Consider the following 16,462-nt stretch of genomic DNA (forward strand, 5'->3'; position numbering starts at 1 on the left):
AAGAAAACCAATAAAGATTTTCCTCTGCTACTTATTTAATTATTACTTATCTATCTCACGTTTTTTATAAACAAATGCTGCAAACAAGCTTGCAACTAGTGCCCATACCAATAAGACTACAAAATGGTCCCACATATCCACAAAACCTAAACCTAGTTCCACTTCGTAAGCTAGTTCAATGATTTGAATATTAGGCAAGTATTCAACGAAAGAAATTGCTGGATATTTTTCGGCTAAAACCATTAATAATGATCCAAACCCAAATAAAAAGATAACTGGTAAAATAATAACTGATGCTTCAACAACTGTTCTAGATAACAATCCTAGAATCGTACCTAGGGCAATATAAAATATAATAGAAATGAAGATTGCTATTGCGATTAATGCAAAGTTACGGGGTTCATAACCCGTAATCATAGCACATAAAATTAACGTTACAACCGTTAGAACAATCGAAACTAAGCTTTTTCCAGTAAGGATTTCAGTTAATGATGCTGGGGATAGCATTAGTCCTCGTAATGTATGTTTTTCTTTTTCTTCAGCAATAACAGCACATTGGATAAAAGCTGTAACAGAGGCTAGCGTTAAATTAATAATCATATAGTGAAGTTCAAGCCCCATTTCGTACATCCCACCATATAAAAATGCCATTAAGATAGGTAACACAATAATAGAACTTACAAAATAGTTTTTCGATAGATCTTTCATATCCTTATTAAAAATGGCGTAAATTCTTTTCCATGAAAACGTCATACTAATTCCCTCCCAGTAATTTCTACGAAGATGTCTCCTAATGTTGGTTCATTAGAATGGATAGATACTATTTCATTATTAGACATATAGCGATAAACTTCATCTGCACTTTCTGTTCCACCTGGAAGATGAACAACTTGCCCATCTTTAAGTTCTACAGTCAAGCTACCATCCGCAAATTGTCTGCGCAGTTTTTTCGGCTCATCCAGTAATTGAATTTTCCCTTTATGTAAAAATGCCACTCGTTCACATAGTGTCTCTGCTTCACTCATATCATGCGTTGTTAAGAATATTGTTGTGCCTCTTTCATTAAGGCGGCGAAGTCCATCATGAATTTGTTTGGAGTTTGCAGGGTCTAGTGCAGAAGTTGGTTCATCTAAGAATAATAAATCTGGTTCATGCAGTAATGTTCTCGCTAACAGTACTCGCTGCGTCATCCCTTTTGACAGTTTAGAAACAATCTTTTTCTTTTCATCCCCCAAATTAACTAACTCTAATACTTCATCCATTCTTTTTACTGGTACATCATATAGATCACAATATAACTTTAGGTTATCTTGAATAGAGAGGCGTTGGTATAACCCACTATTATCAGAAAGAACCCCAATCCTTCTTCGGTATTTTCCGTTATTTAATGCTGTGTTTTTTACACCAAATACATTCGCTTCTCCGGCTGTTTGCATTAATTGTCCGGTTAATATTTTTATTGTAGTTGTTTTACCAGATCCACTTGGGCCTAAAAATCCAAATGTCTCTCCTTTTTTCACTTGAAAATTTACATCTTCTAGGGCAGTTTGGTTACCAAATACTTTGGCTAAATTTTTAACTTCAATAATATTTTCCATTTTGCTCCTCCATGTTGATTATTTTATTTGTACTCTTAGATTAGTTGAAAATAAAGGTTTTGACAGCATTTTTCCTGCGAAAAGAGTAATTTTTAGGTTTAATGGAGCTTATTTCAGGCCCAACATTTCCTTCAGTTGAGCCATTTTTGTTTTGGATAATGGAATCGTAGACTTTTTTGCATCATCTAAAACTAAACTAAAACTATTTCTCGTCCAAGTAATTACTTCACGGACTTTTTGTAGATTAACAATATACGAACGGTGACACCTGAAAAATCCAAAAGGCATTAACCGCTCCTCTAACTCATTCATCGTAAACGTACTTGGAAAAGCTTCCCCTTTTATAAATACATTTGATTGACCATCATTACTTTCAATATAGTCAATTTCTGGTGGATCAAATAAAATAATTTTATCATTAACTTTCGTAGGGATTTTATTAATATTCACTGTCATCGTAGTTTTCTCATCTTCTGGAACCGTTTCTTCCTCTTCGACCGTTGAAGCTGATTCATCTTTTATTTCAACGAGATGAATCCCCTCATCATTTAATCGATACACCGATTTAGACATCGTAATAGCACTTTCCATATTTCCTGTTAGAATAAGAACAGCCTTCCCTTGTTCGGCTAAATACTCCAGAACATTCAAAAACACTCTTTTCGTTTCTAAATCAACATTTAAATCCGGTTCTTCAAAAATGTAAAGTATCGGGTTTTCAATTAATATTTTTGCAAAATGCACCCGTCTTTTTTCGGAAAAAGAGAGTTTTTGAACAGGACTATTTTTATATGGATTTAACTGTGTTAGGTTTAGTACTTCCTCTATCGATTGGGAGGAACTGTAAACTTGGGAAAAGAACTTAAGATTGTCCTTTACTGATAATCGATGGTAAACTGCTTGTTCAAAAAAACTTATCCCTATATGAAAACTGCTAAAATGACTATTTTTATCTAGTTTCTCACCCTTAACTAAAATTTCCCCTTTACCTAGTGGCGCTTTCCCTAAAAACATTTGAAGTAAAGCCATTCTAATATTTAAGTTTGAATGAATCGCTATTATTTCACCTGAATATACTTTTAAATCAAACGCTGGAAATAATAATGCATCTTTTTCTTGTCTTTCTAGATTCTGTATTGATAGTACTTCCACTTGAATCACATTCCCCTATTAAACTTAAGTCTATTAATTATGTATTTTTTTATCTTATCTAAAATTGCAACTATTTACTAGTATTCCTTTGTAAAAGTTTATTCACATAAAAAAAGATAGGAATAAACTCCTATCTTTTTGCAACCCCATTAGATAACACTTCAATTAACCGTTCAATTTCTTCTTCTTCGTTCCATTCATTTTCTGGAAAAATAACATAACTTGTGAAAATATAGGACAAAACGGATGAGGCGACGACACGAATAATAGTATCTGGGTGCATTTCAATGATTTGCCCCTTCGCTTGAAAGTATTGTACAATTGCTCTTAACTTTTCAAAGACGTCTTTTCCAATATGCTCAATTGCTTGTTTTTTTAATTCATCGTGAAATGGTAGTTCCTGAATAACGATCCGTATTAATGGAATGTTGTTCTTAACAAAGTCAATTCGATTTGCAATCATCGCACGTATAAAGTCTTGAAACGTACTATATTCTTTATCTAGCACTTTATTAATGTCTTTCTTCACTGTTGGCCCAATTACTTTTATCATTGTTGGCGAAACAATCGTCAATAACAAGTCTTTTTTTGACTTATAATGACGGAAAATGGTTCCTTCAGCAACGCCTGCCTTCCTGGCAATCTCACTAGTAGATGTAGCTGCATATCCTTTTTCAGCAAATAACTCCGTAGCCGCAGCTAATATCCCTTTTTGTTTTTCCGTTAAATTCTGATCTTCAGTAAACAATATTATCTCCTCTTATCTCCTAAAAAATTGATAAGTAATCTATTGTAATCATAATGTACAACGGCTCATTGATGCAATTAGAAGGAGATTTATATTTTTCGATACTTTCTTAATGCTACGATATTTAAAATTATAAATAGGAATGAAAAGCCAAATAGCACAATTACTTCTATATAAATTTCATTAAACCCATGTCCCCTGACCATTACATCTCGTAATGCTTCAGCTGCATAATAAAGTGGAGTAAGTGGTCCAATCCAACTTAACCAATCAGAAATGGTCTCTAAATTAAATAGCCCAGAAAAGAAAACTTGCGGAACAACAATAACAGGAATAAATTGAATCATTTGTAGTTCATTATTGGCAAAAGAAGAAATTAAAATCCCTAAAGTCAGTGCAGTAAATGCGAGAGCCAATATAATAACTAGTAAGTAAATAAATGATCCTTCCATCATCATGTTTAAAACATATATGGTATACGCTGCAATTATAATAGATTGGATCATCGTAATAATTCCAAATCCTAAAACATATCCGATGACAATTTCCCATTTACGTATCGGGGTTGATAGCAAGCGTTCTAATGTTCCAGTCGTTCTTTCTCGGATAAATGATACACCTGCAATGATAAATACAAAGAAAAAGACAAAGAATCCTAATAATACTGGTCCAAAATAATCGAATTGTCCAATATCATCTGATCCATGAAAATATTCTATATTTATCTCCTGACCAGGCATTTTCTCTAGCGATCTGAACGTTGACTGGATCCATCGAATTGTCTCTCCATTTATTGTTGGATCACTTCCTTCTAAATAAACCTGAGGCTGATTTCCTGTCAGTGTAACGTATCCGTCTATCACCTGTTCCATAACATCCTGTTTTGCATCACGATTATTATCATATATTTTTATCTCTGCTTCAGATAAATCTAAGTTATCAGTGATAGTATTAGGAATATTAACAAGTCCGACTTTAGGTACATAACTATCACCATTAAAAATCAAATGAAGCATTGTTAACACTAATATCGGGGCAAAGACAAGCATTCCTACTGTACGTTTATCTCGGATAATTTGGCGTAATATCCGAATCGTTAATGCTCTAATCCTCATGTTTATCACCCCCATATACTAAAAATGCTTCTTCAATTGTTGTTGAATTTGTATCCGCCTTTAATGCGGTTGGTGTTCCTATTGCAGTGAGACTACCATCTCGCATAAGCCCTAACCGATCACACTTTTCCGCTTCATCCATTACATGTGTTGTCACAATAATAGTCGTTCCTTGTTTATTTAATTGATAAAAGGCATTCCAAATTTGCTTTCTTAATACAGGGTCTATTCCAACAGTTGGTTCATCAAGGATTAATAATTCTGGTTCGTGTAGGAGGGCAATTGCTAATGACAAACGTCTTTTCATACCACCAGAATAGTTTTTCACCAATTTTGGAATGTGTTCTGTTAGTTCAACTATTTGCATAACCTCTTGAATTCTCTTTTGCTGCTTCTTTCCCTTTAAACCATACAAACTTGAGAAAAACAGCAGATTTTCTTTTGCAGACAGATCTTCATAAAGTGCATCAGACTGTGCCATATATCCAATTCGTTTAATTGCCTGGAAGTTAGGCATCTTCAACCCCAAAACGACATTCTCCCCTGAAGAAGGTAATTCAAGCCCTGCTAACTGTTTAACTAAAGTAGTTTTACCTGCTCCAGACGGGCCCAACAAGCCAAAAATTTCACCTTCACTTATTTCTAAGCTAATATTCTTTAATACGTGATGCTTACCATACTGCTTTGAAACATCTTTTATTACAATACAGCTTTTATTCACTAAAAAACCCCCTCAACAATATAGTGAGTGATTACTCACTTTTAGAATATAACATCTCTAAAGAATTATAAAGTGAGTAATCACTCATATGTTATTCAAACTAGTAATTAGCCCATTCTTCTCTAATAGACTCCCATCCTGGTCAATTTCCCCATATATTAAATGGAATACTATTTAAGGAGGAATACGAGTGAATTATTACGGACCACCACATGATGATGATCAAAGGCAGTTTAATTTACCTGGATATTTGTTAGGGCAATTTTTTGGCAGCCAATTTCCTGGAGGAGGCCAAACAGGAGGAACATTCCCTGGAGGCGGACCTGGATTTCCTGGAGGAGGTTTTCCTGGGCAGCCTGGCGGGGGAGGTCAACAAGGTGCACCAACATCCCCACCTCCTAGCTTTACACCACAACAACCACAATTCCAGCTTTTTGCTGTAGATCCAGGTGCAATTAGAGGATGTCTATTTCGATTTACCTATATATGGCTAGAAAATGGTAACTCCTTCTGGTTCTATCCAACTTTTGTTGGTAGAAATTCCGTCGCAGGTTTTAGATGGAGAGGATTTAGATGGGTTTATTTTGGCATTGACTTAAATCGAGTTCGTTCATTCCAATGCTTCTGATTTTTTTCGTCTAATGTTACCTTAATATAAATGTTAATAACGCTGGTCCCTCTTTTCGCATAGACTATAGTGAAAGGAGGGATATTTTTATGTGGGATAAACTAGTTGGCTTATATGTGGCAGCTATTTTAGCTGGGTTCGCCTTAGCCTTTGTTCCGACATCATCTTTAATCACCCCCGCAGTAAAGCCCATTTTAGCTCTAATTGGTGGCGTTATTATCATTATATTTGCTATTGCGATTATTCATCTTGCCTTTAAAGCACTTTTTCACAAGCATTCAAAGTAATTACTGTATTTACCTGAGAACTAATTTATATTTTTTATCATGGCATGAAAAAAACACGGGTAGCCGTGTTTTTTTGTTTAATCATTTAAGATTTCATCAACCGTTGCTTCTACTTCTTGACGAGTCATTTTTTCTTTTCCATCTTGCATCGCCTTTAATGTACGATGTGCTAAAGCAAGAGGTATTTTACAAAATAGAGTAATATTCTTTGTTTTTATGGATTTCATATATTCGTCTGCTTTTGCTAAATTTTCTTCTGCATATTGATACATATCTTCTCTTGTCCAATTATCAGGGAAAAATTTAACTCCTCTTTCAGCATCCTCTTCTTGATTACGAAGTACGTTTACTGCCTGCAAACCTCTTCCATATCCAATAGCTAGCTCAGGATCTGTATCTGTATTATCATACCATCTCCAAATATCTGAAAGCATAACACCAACGAGTCCTGCTACATAATATGTGTAATCATCTAGATCTTCTTTTGTTTTTATATCCCAATCTTTTTCTACCCAGTCGGCCATCCCTCTTGCCATAATACTACTAGATTCCATGACCTTTTCAACAATATCGCTTGGACAGAAATCCAACCAATCGCTTAGTCTTCTAGTCACTTCAGGTAATTCCGATTCATAAGGCTTAATTAACTCTACATAAGCTGCTTTATTAAATGGATACTTTAGTAGTTCACTAGCTGAACGTAATAGATGTTGTTTTGTTTCAGATTCTAACTGTTCATGATCTTCTATTTCATCTATCGCACGCATACATAAATACGCAGAAGCTACTGTTTTGCGTAATGGTGACTTTAATAATTTAATTGGTATATAAAAAGTTCTACTTGTCAGTTTGAGCATGTGCATTGCTTCTTTTTCTAATCTTGCCACGTCATTCAAGCCTGTATATCCTCCTTAACTTCACCCTATTTGAAAGGGATTCTCCTGAAAGTTTAGTGCTTTCTTAGAATCCCTTTAAATTCAATAAGTATGACCATCCTAAGGTTATTCTACTCTAAATATATTTAAAGTATAACAAACTTTTGAGGATAATGCTTGAATTAACTGGCTACTCTACTGTGATCGTTAGACGTTGTTCTACTTTCTTACCTTGTTCTGTATCGACAATTATGTCTCCTTCTAACTTCTCACCATATTCCCCATATGCTTCAATCACATTTATTGCGTGACTATCTACGCTTGGTTCTAATGTAATAACAATTTCATATTCAGTCATATCTTTAATTCTATCGTCTTTTTCAGGATCTTTAATATATATGACAGCTGTTCCGTCTGGGTTTATGTCTGCTATTCCTTGAAAACCAGTAGTAATGTAATTTGGTATACTAGCCCGTGCTCGAATTCTAGCTTCTTCTACAAGATTACTTTTTATGTTTAACACAACATAATCTTGTTCTTTTTTAATAGTTGGCTCAATCCAAATATTAGGCTCCCCTTGATCTTCTGGGATATCCCATGTTGGACTTTCAATCGGTAAGGATTGTTCACTTCCATCAATTAAAACTGTTGTATTAAATGAAGCCTTCTGACTCATTACTTCTTCAAAATCGTCATAATATAATTGCGCGAAATCTCCAGTAATCCCTTCCTCATAATGTTCTTTAATCTCTTCTGAATATTGATCACCGACATTAAAACTAAGCTCAATCGTTGTAATTCCTTCATAATCATCTGGTAAATTTCCAACTAATTCAAAAGCACCAGAAGGTTCTACACTAGTTTGGTCACCACTACCGAATAACACACCGTCTACGGAATCAACTAAAAGTTGTACTCTTGATTCAGGTAATAGGTTGGTAGTACCTTTGACAGTGATTTTCTTACCAACAATTTCAACGTCACCTTCATACCACACATTTAAATCACCTTGATCTTCAGGACCTTTTGTATCATTGACCTCAAATGACACATCGTTTGAGCCATTTTCTTCTTCCTCTGCGTTTTCTTCATTCGTCTCATTTTGTTCTTCGTTTTGTTCTGGTTCTTTGTCTGTATTAGTAGATTCATTGTCCGCACTACTACAAGCTACTAGAAAAAAGAATAAAAACGAAAGTAAAAATAAACCTTTCATGCCAAATTTCATTACACTAACTCCCCTTCATTATTTACAATAACCTTATGATATCCATAAGTACGACTTATCAGCAACAGGACTTTATCCTTAATTTAGATAATTAATCATGACTAAACTACTATTGGTTAGACAATTCTAAAATCTAAAATGGAATATTTTAGATTATTCATCTATAATTAAAAGAAAAAGGAGTCCTACATAAATGAATTCGGATAACCAGTTTATTAAGTTTCTTGGAGGAAAAAATCTAGTATTTATACTTACCATCCTAATTTTAATAGGTATTATGATATTTATTTACGATAAGATTAGTTTTATTTTCTATCCTATAATTGTTATCTTATCAACCATTACGCCTCCAATTATCCTAGCTTTTATTGCTTATTATCTATTAAATCCGATTGTAAATTTGCTAGAAAAAGGGAAAATAAAGCGGATTTGGGGAATTATCATTATTATTATTGGTATTAGTGGATTGATTACTGGGCTCGTACTAATGATAGCACCTGCTATCGAGAAGCAGATTACAGAGTTAATCTCAACATTTCCAGGTTATGTACAACAACTATGGTATGACGTAAATGAATGGATTGAGAATTCTTTCCTCGCCCCATATTATGATAATGCATACAATTGGGTTGTAGATAACTTTAGTAATATACCAAGTATCATAGGTACATATATTCTTAATGCATTTGCAGGTGTGCAAAGCTTTGCAAGTACTGTAACAAATTTCGTTGTTGCACTTGTTACATTCCCAATTATCCTTTTCTTCTTATTAAAGGATGGGGAACGATTTAAAGAATACTCGTTAAAATTATTACCACCTAAATATCGTGGGGACATAAATCACATTCTTAAAAATATGGATGCCCAAGTTGGTTCTTATATTCAAGGTCAGATTATAGTCGCTTCTTGTATTGGAATCCTTTTATATATCGGATACTTAATAATTGGATTAGAATATGCGATTACATTAGCTATATTAGCTGGTATTTTAAGTGTTGTTCCATACCTAGGACCTACACTTTCTATTATTCCAGCAGTAATTATTGCAATTGTGAATTCTCCTTTAATGTTGTTGAAACTTGCGGTTGTATGGATTGTTGTTCAATTTTTAGAGGGGAACTTTATATCGCCAAACATCATGGGAAAAACAATGAAAATTCATCCATTAACCATTATCATTGTTTTACTAGTAGCTGGAAATTTATTTGGATTAATTGGAGTTGTTCTAGGTATCCCTGGTTATGCCATATTAAAGGTGCTCGTAACTTATATTTATAATAAGTTTAAAGAACGTTATAATCGCTTTTACGGGGAAACATACGGCGAATATTCTGCTGATGAAAAATAAAAGTTTGGATTTCATGGTAACATTTCCATGGAGTCCAAACTTTTTTATTGGAGGTTCTTGAATTATTTTTTGTCTTTTCTCATGATGAGTATCGACAACATTCCTAATCCGAATCCGACCGCGCCCCCAGCTTCTATATTATTCATAAATAAGCCTACACCAAAACCAGTAAATAAAAATCCTAAAAAAGCTATGCCACTTTTCACATTGTTCATGATGAAAACCCCCAATGTTCCGTATCATAAACAGTATATTCGTGAAATGGGTGTTTGGTTAATTTTTTACAAAGTCTACTAGTAAATAGTCAGAATAACTAACATGTAGTTCTTGTGGTACTCGTATATAGAAAAAATGGGAACCCGAATAACTGTATCCCTCTCCAACCTTATTATCTAGAAATTGGCTTATTGTAAACTCCGGTTCAGTTAAAGCCAATCTTACTTCTCGCTCATTCGCTGGTCCTTGTAATAATAAAACATCAGTATTTAAATCGGCAGTCATATCAGGTTGATATTCACTTATATCGATCATTACTGCCCCAACTTCCATTACTGCATAATCCTTAATAAAATTTACTTCTATTTTATCTTGAAGATCTTTTGTTCTTTCTATTAATACAATCCCATCAAAATTAACAGCATCAAGGAATAAGGAGTCTCTTGAATAAGTAAAACTCCATGTCTCATCTACATTATCTTGATATATATCAGTAAACCCTCCATCTAATAATTCTGTATACTGACTTTGAGATAAAATATAGAAGTCATCAAATTCACTATTGTTAGGTTGCTTTGCATTTGTTGTTGGTAGTAATGGAGCAAAAGCAATCCCAATAATAAGAATTAAAATATATCCAATAAAAATCCATCTCGACTTTTGATAAGTTAAAGGTTTCTTCGTCGTACGATTGTTGAATACTACTAATCCAACGATGATTATAATCATTAACAATAATGGGAGAACTATAGGTGTCATCTTCTAACCTCCATTCGATTGGTTAGTAATGCAGCTAGACCAAATCCAAGTAAGATCGTCATAATAGTTTTTACAACAAATATAGTAAAAACTTGTTCCGTAAAGTAAAATTCAAAGATACGTTGTAAAGTAGATTCATTACTAGTTCTAATAAAATCTAATCCAAACACGAAAACTGGGAGTATGAATATGAGCAACTTATTCAATTGAAACAGCATTCCAACTACATACCCTGCTGCACCTGCTAGTAAGACGATTAAAATAGTCGCAAGAACACCAATTAGATAATCTGCCATATTAACTTCCTGGTTTACCGTTAGAAATGTCTCTAGATCATTAACAAAAAAAACTAGAATATAAATAACTCCTCTTGATAGAAAAGCAGTTATTGCACCAATAACACAAGCAGTTATTAAGAAAAGGATATTTGATAGATTATAAGATAACCGATTCGATATAAAGGTAAAGTCATCTTCACGATACGATTTTGTAGTTACAATGATCGCATTCGTAAAAGCCCAAATCATGGTAAATGCGATGACAACATTAGCTGTATAAGAGGTAACATTTATAAAAAAGAAGCCATTACTAAACCCACTAGAACTTGCACCTAACATAGAAATTAATATTCCAAATACTTGGATAACCATTAATGCCAAGAAGACACCAATAAATGATTTCATCTTGTATCGATATTGTTTAATCACAATATTAGACAGATTCACGTTTGCTAAAGACATCATCGATTCCCCCTTTCGATTGGCTCGTCAAATAGACACATAAATCACTCGGTTTTACCGAAGAAACAGTAATTCCTAACCGCTTCACACTCTCGTGAGGAAAATTGTTACGAACTATGACAGAACATGTTTCACTATTAATTTCTTCTTTATAAATAACTTCTTTGTTATCCAGATACTGCATGACTAGCGCAGTCCTTCCACTTATCTTTACGGCATATTCTTTAAGCTCTTCAATTGATAAATGCAGTAACGTTTTCCCATCGTGTATTAATAACACATCTTCTAGCAAATCCTCTACCTCATCTAAATGATGGCTTGAAATGATTATTGTTCGTGGACTTTGAATATAGTCCTTAAGCAATGCACGATAAAAGTCTTTCCGAACAGCCGCATCCATTCCTGTTGTTGGTTCATCAAAAATAGTCAGAGCACATTTTGAAGCAAGCCCAATAATCATGTTGTACGTACTCTTTTTTCCTTTAGAGAGGCTTTGGTGAGACTGATTTGGATTAAATTCAAAGTAATTTAATAATCCTTCCGCAAGATCATGGTCCCAATTAGGATAAAATGTTTTTGCCTCATCTAATAGTTCTTTTATTGTTAGGGCACTAGTAAAATCCATCATGTCATCTACAAAAATAGAATTTGCAGATACAATAAGGTTATTAAATGGTTGGCGATTAAACACCTTTACTTCACCGGACGTTGCTTTCCAAAAACCTGCAATAATTTTAAGTAGTGTGGTCTTTCCTGCCCCATTTCGACCAATTAATCCAGTTATTGTATTTTCTTTAATAAATACAGAGAGATGATCAAGAGCATTTGCTCCACCATAATTTTTTACAAGGTCCTTACACTCAATTACGTTCACCACTATTCCCCCTTGTTCGTTTTAATTAATTGCAGAAGCATTTCTACAAGTTCTTCATCATTGACCTGCAAACGAGCTGCCTCTAGAACTGCTTCTTCTAAAAGTCCCTTCAATTTTTGGTTTTTCCTTTTTTCTAAAATAATTGCCATTGCATCTTGTGAAACAAACTTTCCAAGTCCTCTTTTGTTATACAAAACATTTTCTTCATAAAGTAAGTTCAAACCTTTAGCAGCTGTTGCTGGATTAATTGTGAACATATCAGCAAGTTTATACTGAGAATATACTTTATCGTCTACTTTCAGTTGACCTTCTAAAATCTCATTTTCGATCCATTCAGCAATTTGTATATAGATTGGAACCGTACTGTTTGTATCTAGAACCATATAGGGTCCTCCTAACCAACATAGTGCATTAGTGTTGTAATGTAGTATATATAATATTATTAATGATTGCAAGCGTTTATTCCAAATTAATACCGTCGTATTACTTTTTACTAACAAAAAAAAGAGAGATTTCATATCTCCCTTTTTTCAACCCATATTGATTTAGTATAAGCAAGCTTTAAACCCATTCTCTCCATATTATTTGAACTTGTACTTGCAAACTTTGCTTGTCCAACAATTAAATTAGCCCCTTTATCTTTTGCATCCTTCACTCTTTCTTGTAATAGTGCTTGATGCACCCCATTATTCCTATGTTCAGGTAATGTAGCTGATGCAGCCAAAGTTGCGACACCATTAGCAACGAACAAAACCCCAATTCCTACTGGTTTTTCATTCATTAATGCTATATAAAAGTCCCAAGCATCAAGTGAATGTAGAATTTTATTATTTTGTGCAATACCTGCTTTAATTATATTTGGAAGTCCAAATCCTCTTGCATATATTTCTGCAAATAAATCAAATTCATCTTCCGCTAATTTCCTGATGATAATAGAGGAATTCTTGTCGTAATGGATATCTTTATCTATGCCATATAAAACACTATGAAATTTATGTTGATAGAGTCCTTTCGTTGCTAATAATTCCATTAGTTTTGAATTAGTAGATGCAGGTGTTAGTTCAAACTGAATTGGAATGCCTCTTTCTTTATAGTAAGTTAAAATATCATCTACTTCTGCCATATCATTAGAAGTAATCCCTCTAACGGTATTAAAAGAAGGTCCGGGTATTCCTTTAATAGTAAATGCAGTAGCATTACCAAATTGTACGATTTCAGCATCTAATGGATTTCCTGGTATTTCCTTTATCGCAGTTAATCTTGATTGAAGTGCCTCAATTTCAGATTCTTCTATTTTTCTAGCTAATTCACTTGTTAAAACATGAATCATTTAGGCATTTCTCCTCTCTAATCAACGCCAACAATTTTACTTCTGCGTTCTAATAATACAACATCTCTCCAAGTACCATTTAATTTTCCAATCCGTTTTCTACTTCCGATTACTTCAAAGTCAAACCTTTTATGTAATTTAATACTTGCCACATTTTCCGGAAATATCAATGCCTCCAATGTCCAGAATCCATGTACTTCACTCGCTTCAATAAGTTTATTTAATAAGATAGATCCTACTCCCATTCCTGCTGCCTTTTTTGAAACATAAATACTAACCTCAGCAACCCCACGATAGGCATCTTTACGAGGTGATTGACTAAGAGCCACCCATCCTACTATTCTGTCACCTCGTCTAGCAATAAATCTGCAATTAGTTAAGTGCCCCTTGTCCCACTCACTCCATGCCGGAGGAACAGTATCAAAAGTTGCGTTACCAGTCTGTATGCCCTCCAAGTAAATTTCTCTGACAGACTGCCAGTCTTCTTTTTTCATTCTCTCTATCAAAATTTGTTGTTTATCCATATGTTCTTCTCCCTGTTGTTTAAAGATATATCCAAAATCTTCTTTTAACTGTACCATCAGAATCCGTCTCTGAATGTGCTTCTACACCTCCATTATTAATAATTACTTTCGCTGATCCAATGTTATCTTGATCACAAGTAATTAATACTTCTTTCATTCCCAAATCTCTGCACTTTTCTAAACCAAGTTTTAAAGCTAATGTAGCATAGCCCTTCTTTCGTTCAGTAGGGCGTACACTGTAACCTATATTGCCACCAATACGATATAAAAAATCATTTAACTCATGTCTAATATCTATCATTCCAAGTATTCTGTTATCATCATTTACTAGAAAATAACTAGAGAACGGCAACCATTTTCCATCACCTTTTTTACGTTTATCTAATTCTGCAATAAATTCACTATATGATTGATAACCTTCTAGATTAAGACTACTAGGTATAAGTCGGTTTTGTCCCCACTCATCGATATATGTACAGTGCTCTTGCTCCCATTCAATTGATGGTTCGACGAGACGCATTTTTATTCCCCCTTTATAAAAAAACGAATTGATTATTCTTATCATAATCAATTCGTCGGCTAATTAAAATATGAAAATTTATTTTTTTCTCGCTCTTATGAACCCTTCTACCGAATCCCAAATCAATCCTACTATTAAAAGGATAACAATGATTCGAGTCGAGTTTTCCCAAATGGTTTCTACTGTGTTGTATCCTTTAGTACCTTCTTCCACTACCCCCGCTTGAACAAGCCCACTCATAAAGGTAGGATTCCAGAAGTTATCTCCAGTAATCAAGTAGGAAACCACTACTATTCCTATTAGATTAATAAGAACAGTATATCCCATTAGTTTCATCGTCCATTTCCCAGTGATGAGCTTCAAGCATTCTTTTACTATAAATATAGCAAACAATAACAAGACAAAAGGCATATATTGTGAAAAAGTATCCTCATTTAAGAATGGTACAACTTCCTTAAACTCCCCATCAAAAACATACACACCAAGGAAATCACTCGAAAATGCAAACCATACCATGACAATTACATAGAAAATGATGGCAACGATCGGCTCCGAACGTTTTATTCTCCTTTTCGGATCTGGAACTACAGATAACATGGATGGGTGCCATGTTTTTTCTAATCCTAAATCCTTAGTCTTTACTCCACCATAATACTCCGTAATTGCAAATACTAATGTAACCCATCCAACTGCCTGTGGTATTGAAGTAACAAGGGCAACTATGAACCCAACAAAATGATCTAATATTTCAACTGGATTAACGATTGACTGAATAACAAACACAATCCCTAATCCTGCACCCATCGATATTAACACGATTTTTAACACAATCAAAAACGTATCGTATAGCTCAGGTCCAATAAGGTATTTTTTTGTGCCTCGATATTTTTGGGCCATTTCTTTCGGACTTCCTAATTCTAACAGGACTTCCTCCACATCATTCTGTTTAATTTCGCCATTTCCCACCCGTTCTTCCAGCATATCCTCAATTAAACCACGGAGTTCAATTGCAATATCTTCCCGCTGAGATTGAGGTAGCTTTTGTGTCACTGCGTAAATATACCGATCAACCATCTCCAATATTCTCATCTCCTCTTGTATTAATTAAATCATCCATGCTTTTCACGATACTTTCCCATTCTCTGCATAATTGATCGTAAACTCTTTTCCCCATTTCACTTAACACGTAATATTTTCTGGGCCTTGTTTCATTTGTATCCCAACTACTATCTAGAAGTCCTTGCTTTTCTAACCTTCTAAGTAATGGATACAATGTTCCTGGCTCAACAGGTACCCCTTTCTCATCTAACATCGTTACAAGGGAATACCCATATTGAGGGCTAAAAAGCTGGCTTAATACACCAATTGTGATTGTTCCTCTTCGTAATTCTAGCATTAACTTATCAATATGCTCTTGTTCGTTCATTGATATCAGCTCCTATGGATATTATAGTGTATGCCACACACTATTGTAAAGTGCATATTAATATATTTTTATAAATAATATTGATTGTTAGGAGAGGGGATTCTTTAGTCATGTGGACTTTATTATTGCTATGAAGGGGATTTATTACTTTTGTCTTTTCTATTTTTCTCTTCATGACTCGAATGAAAGGGGATTCTTACTTTATTCTCTTCCTTTTCTCCCTTCATGACACCATTGAAGAGGAGTTCTAACCTACGTCTCATTCGTTTTCCCCTTCATACCCCCAATGAAGAGGACTTCTAACCTACGCCTTTTTCGTTTTCCCCTTCATAACACCAATGAAGAGGACTTCTACCCTATTACAATTCCGTTTTCT

General features: G+C 34.2%; 22 protein-coding genes. 3 read left to right on the plus strand and 19 right to left on the minus strand.

Annotation, left to right across the window (positions count from 1 at the left end; translation table 11 throughout):
• Nucleotides 1-42: 42 nt before the first annotated feature.
• From IEV35_RS10780 to IEV35_RS10805, 6 genes are all read right to left on the minus strand, one after another.
• The gene (locus IEV35_RS10780; protein WP_188384666.1) at nucleotides 43-753 is read right to left on the minus strand and encodes an ABC transporter permease; all 711 of its coding nucleotides are present in this window, start codon (nucleotides 751-753) and stop codon (nucleotides 43-45) included.
• Complete coding sequence (locus tag IEV35_RS10785; protein WP_188384667.1) at nucleotides 750-1,598, minus strand: ABC transporter ATP-binding protein; 849 nt, start codon at nucleotides 1,596-1,598, stop codon at nucleotides 750-752. The genes IEV35_RS10780 and IEV35_RS10785 overlap by 4 nt, the downstream gene beginning before the upstream one ends.
• A 108-nt stretch (nucleotides 1,599-1,706) precedes the next feature.
• A complete protein-coding gene (locus IEV35_RS10790) occupies nucleotides 1,707-2,750 on the minus strand; it encodes a LytTR family transcriptional regulator DNA-binding domain-containing protein (protein WP_188384668.1) in 1,044 nt (347 codons plus the stop codon).
• Nucleotides 2,751-2,880: 130 nt separating this feature from the next.
• Entirely contained in the window at nucleotides 2,881-3,498 is a 618-nt protein-coding gene (locus tag IEV35_RS10795; RefSeq protein ID WP_308419784.1) for a TetR/AcrR family transcriptional regulator, read from the minus strand.
• Nucleotides 3,499-3,587: 89 nt separating this feature from the next.
• Complete coding sequence (locus tag IEV35_RS10800; RefSeq protein WP_188384669.1) at nucleotides 3,588-4,613, minus strand: ABC transporter permease; 1,026 nt, start codon at nucleotides 4,611-4,613, stop codon at nucleotides 3,588-3,590.
• Entirely contained in the window at nucleotides 4,603-5,334 is a 732-nt protein-coding gene (locus tag IEV35_RS10805) for an ABC transporter ATP-binding protein (protein ID WP_188384670.1), read from the minus strand. Before IEV35_RS10805 ends, IEV35_RS10800 begins: the two co-directional genes overlap by 11 nt.
• A gap of 190 nt (nucleotides 5,335-5,524) precedes the next feature.
• On the opposite strand from IEV35_RS10805, the gene IEV35_RS10810 reads away from it, so the two are divergent.
• Both IEV35_RS10810 and IEV35_RS10815 read left to right on the plus strand, forming a co-directional pair.
• Complete coding sequence (locus IEV35_RS10810; protein ID WP_188384671.1) at nucleotides 5,525-5,962, plus strand: hypothetical protein; 438 nt, start codon at nucleotides 5,525-5,527, stop codon at nucleotides 5,960-5,962.
• A gap of 89 nt (nucleotides 5,963-6,051) precedes the next feature.
• Nucleotides 6,052-6,249 (plus strand): hypothetical protein, encoded by a 198-nt coding sequence (locus IEV35_RS10815; protein ID WP_188384672.1) that lies wholly within the window; start codon nucleotides 6,052-6,054, stop codon nucleotides 6,247-6,249.
• Nucleotides 6,250-6,326: 77 nt separating this feature from the next.
• Here IEV35_RS10815 and IEV35_RS10820 read toward each other — a convergent pair whose 3' ends face one another.
• Together IEV35_RS10820 and IEV35_RS10825 are read right to left on the minus strand one after the other, a co-directional pair.
• Nucleotides 6,327-7,145 (minus strand): squalene/phytoene synthase family protein, encoded by an 819-nt coding sequence (locus tag IEV35_RS10820; protein WP_188384673.1) that lies wholly within the window; start codon nucleotides 7,143-7,145, stop codon nucleotides 6,327-6,329.
• 169 nt (nucleotides 7,146-7,314) lie between these two features.
• Entirely contained in the window at nucleotides 7,315-8,349 is a 1,035-nt protein-coding gene (locus tag IEV35_RS10825; protein WP_188384674.1) for a hypothetical protein, read from the minus strand.
• Nucleotides 8,350-8,542: 193 nt separating this feature from the next.
• Here IEV35_RS10825 and IEV35_RS10830 point away from each other — a divergent pair, with 193 nt between their 5' ends.
• Nucleotides 8,543-9,697, plus strand: coding sequence for an AI-2E family transporter (locus tag IEV35_RS10830; protein WP_188384675.1), 1,155 nt, complete (start codon nucleotides 8,543-8,545; stop codon nucleotides 9,695-9,697).
• Between the two features lie 62 nt (nucleotides 9,698-9,759).
• Here the strand turns inward: IEV35_RS10830 and IEV35_RS10835 are convergent, their stop codons facing one another.
• The 11 genes from IEV35_RS10835 to IEV35_RS20325 all read right to left on the minus strand — a co-directional run bounded on the left by IEV35_RS10835 (nucleotide 9,760) and on the right by IEV35_RS20325 (nucleotide 16,349).
• A complete protein-coding gene (locus IEV35_RS10835; protein ID WP_188384676.1) occupies nucleotides 9,760-9,912 on the minus strand; it encodes a hypothetical protein in 153 nt (50 codons plus the stop codon).
• Nucleotides 9,913-9,970: 58 nt separating this feature from the next.
• Nucleotides 9,971-10,672 carry a hypothetical protein gene (locus IEV35_RS10840; RefSeq protein WP_188384677.1) on the minus strand — a complete coding sequence of 234 codons (702 nt, stop codon included), beginning with the start codon at nucleotides 10,670-10,672 and terminating at the stop codon, nucleotides 9,971-9,973.
• Entirely contained in the window at nucleotides 10,669-11,412 is a 744-nt protein-coding gene (locus IEV35_RS10845; RefSeq protein WP_188384678.1) for a hypothetical protein, read from the minus strand. Before IEV35_RS10845 ends, IEV35_RS10840 begins: the two co-directional genes overlap by 4 nt.
• Nucleotides 11,384-12,286, minus strand: a complete 903-nt coding sequence (locus IEV35_RS10850) for an ATP-binding cassette domain-containing protein (protein WP_188384679.1) — start codon at nucleotides 12,284-12,286, stop codon at nucleotides 11,384-11,386. Before IEV35_RS10850 ends, IEV35_RS10845 begins: the two co-directional genes overlap by 29 nt.
• Nucleotides 12,287-12,288: 2 nt before the next feature.
• The gene (locus tag IEV35_RS10855; RefSeq protein WP_188384680.1) at nucleotides 12,289-12,669 is read right to left on the minus strand and encodes a GntR family transcriptional regulator; all 381 of its coding nucleotides are present in this window, start codon (nucleotides 12,667-12,669) and stop codon (nucleotides 12,289-12,291) included.
• A gap of 131 nt (nucleotides 12,670-12,800) precedes the next feature.
• Nucleotides 12,801-13,616, minus strand: coding sequence for a GNAT family N-acetyltransferase (locus tag IEV35_RS10860; protein WP_188384681.1), 816 nt, complete (start codon nucleotides 13,614-13,616; stop codon nucleotides 12,801-12,803).
• A 17-nt stretch (nucleotides 13,617-13,633) separates the two neighbouring features.
• Complete coding sequence (locus IEV35_RS10865; RefSeq protein WP_268237921.1) at nucleotides 13,634-14,197, minus strand: GNAT family N-acetyltransferase; 564 nt, start codon at nucleotides 14,195-14,197, stop codon at nucleotides 13,634-13,636.
• Nucleotides 14,160-14,660, minus strand: a complete 501-nt coding sequence (locus tag IEV35_RS10870; protein WP_188384682.1) for a GNAT family N-acetyltransferase — start codon at nucleotides 14,658-14,660, stop codon at nucleotides 14,160-14,162. The genes IEV35_RS10865 and IEV35_RS10870 overlap by 38 nt, the downstream gene beginning before the upstream one ends.
• A 78-nt stretch (nucleotides 14,661-14,738) precedes the next feature.
• Nucleotides 14,739-15,734 carry an HAAS signaling domain-containing protein gene (locus IEV35_RS10875; protein ID WP_229740728.1) on the minus strand — a complete coding sequence of 332 codons (996 nt, stop codon included), beginning with the start codon at nucleotides 15,732-15,734 and terminating at the stop codon, nucleotides 14,739-14,741.
• A complete protein-coding gene (locus tag IEV35_RS10880; protein ID WP_188384684.1) occupies nucleotides 15,727-16,086 on the minus strand; it encodes a PadR family transcriptional regulator in 360 nt (119 codons plus the stop codon). The genes IEV35_RS10875 and IEV35_RS10880 overlap by 8 nt, the downstream gene beginning before the upstream one ends.
• Nucleotides 16,087-16,214: 128 nt before the next feature.
• Nucleotides 16,215-16,349 (minus strand): hypothetical protein, encoded by a 135-nt coding sequence (locus tag IEV35_RS20325; RefSeq protein ID WP_268237922.1) that lies wholly within the window; start codon nucleotides 16,347-16,349, stop codon nucleotides 16,215-16,217.
• Between the last annotated feature and the right edge of the window lie 113 nt (nucleotides 16,350-16,462).

This window comes from Ornithinibacillus halotolerans (genome assembly GCF_014637405.1).
Taxonomy (GTDB): domain Bacteria; phylum Bacillota; class Bacilli; order Bacillales; family Amphibacillaceae; genus Ornithinibacillus; species Ornithinibacillus halotolerans.

Coding starts and splice junctions, on each gene's coding strand:
- IEV35_RS10780 (WP_188384666.1), bottom strand. CDS start 753: ATGACGTTTTCATGGAAAAGAATTTACGCCATTTTTAATAAGGATATG.
- IEV35_RS10785 (WP_188384667.1), bottom strand. CDS start 1,598: ATGGAAAATATTATTGAAGTTAAAAATTTAGCCAAAGTATTTGGTAAC.
- IEV35_RS10800 (WP_188384669.1), bottom strand. CDS start 4,613: ATGAGGATTAGAGCATTAACGATTCGGATATTACGCCAAATTATCCGA.
- IEV35_RS10815 (WP_188384672.1), top strand. CDS start 6,052: ATGTGGGATAAACTAGTTGGCTTATATGTGGCAGCTATTTTAGCTGGG.
- IEV35_RS10825 (WP_188384674.1), bottom strand. CDS start 8,349: ATGAAATTTGGCATGAAAGGTTTATTTTTACTTTCGTTTTTATTCTTT.
- IEV35_RS10830 (WP_188384675.1), top strand. CDS start 8,543: ATGAATTCGGATAACCAGTTTATTAAGTTTCTTGGAGGAAAAAATCTA.
- IEV35_RS10835 (WP_188384676.1), bottom strand. CDS start 9,912: ATGAACAATGTGAAAAGTGGCATAGCTTTTTTAGGATTTTTATTTACT.
- IEV35_RS10840 (WP_188384677.1), bottom strand. CDS start 10,672: ATGACACCTATAGTTCTCCCATTATTGTTAATGATTATAATCATCGTT.
- IEV35_RS10845 (WP_188384678.1), bottom strand. CDS start 11,412: ATGTCTTTAGCAAACGTGAATCTGTCTAATATTGTGATTAAACAATAT.
- IEV35_RS10855 (WP_188384680.1), bottom strand. CDS start 12,669: ATGGTTCTAGATACAAACAGTACGGTTCCAATCTATATACAAATTGCT.
- IEV35_RS10860 (WP_188384681.1), bottom strand. CDS start 13,616: ATGATTCATGTTTTAACAAGTGAATTAGCTAGAAAAATAGAAGAATCT.
- IEV35_RS10865 (WP_268237921.1), bottom strand. CDS start 14,197: ATGGTACAGTTAAAAGAAGATTTTGGATATATCTTTAAACAACAGGGA.
- IEV35_RS10870 (WP_188384682.1), bottom strand. CDS start 14,660: ATGCGTCTCGTCGAACCATCAATTGAATGGGAGCAAGAGCACTGTACA.
- IEV35_RS10875 (WP_229740728.1), bottom strand. CDS start 15,734: ATGGTTGATCGGTATATTTACGCAGTGACACAAAAGCTACCTCAATCT.
- IEV35_RS10880 (WP_188384684.1), bottom strand. CDS start 16,086: ATGAACGAACAAGAGCATATTGATAAGTTAATGCTAGAATTACGAAGA.
- IEV35_RS20325 (WP_268237922.1), bottom strand. CDS start 16,349: ATGAGACGTAGGTTAGAACTCCTCTTCAATGGTGTCATGAAGGGAGAA.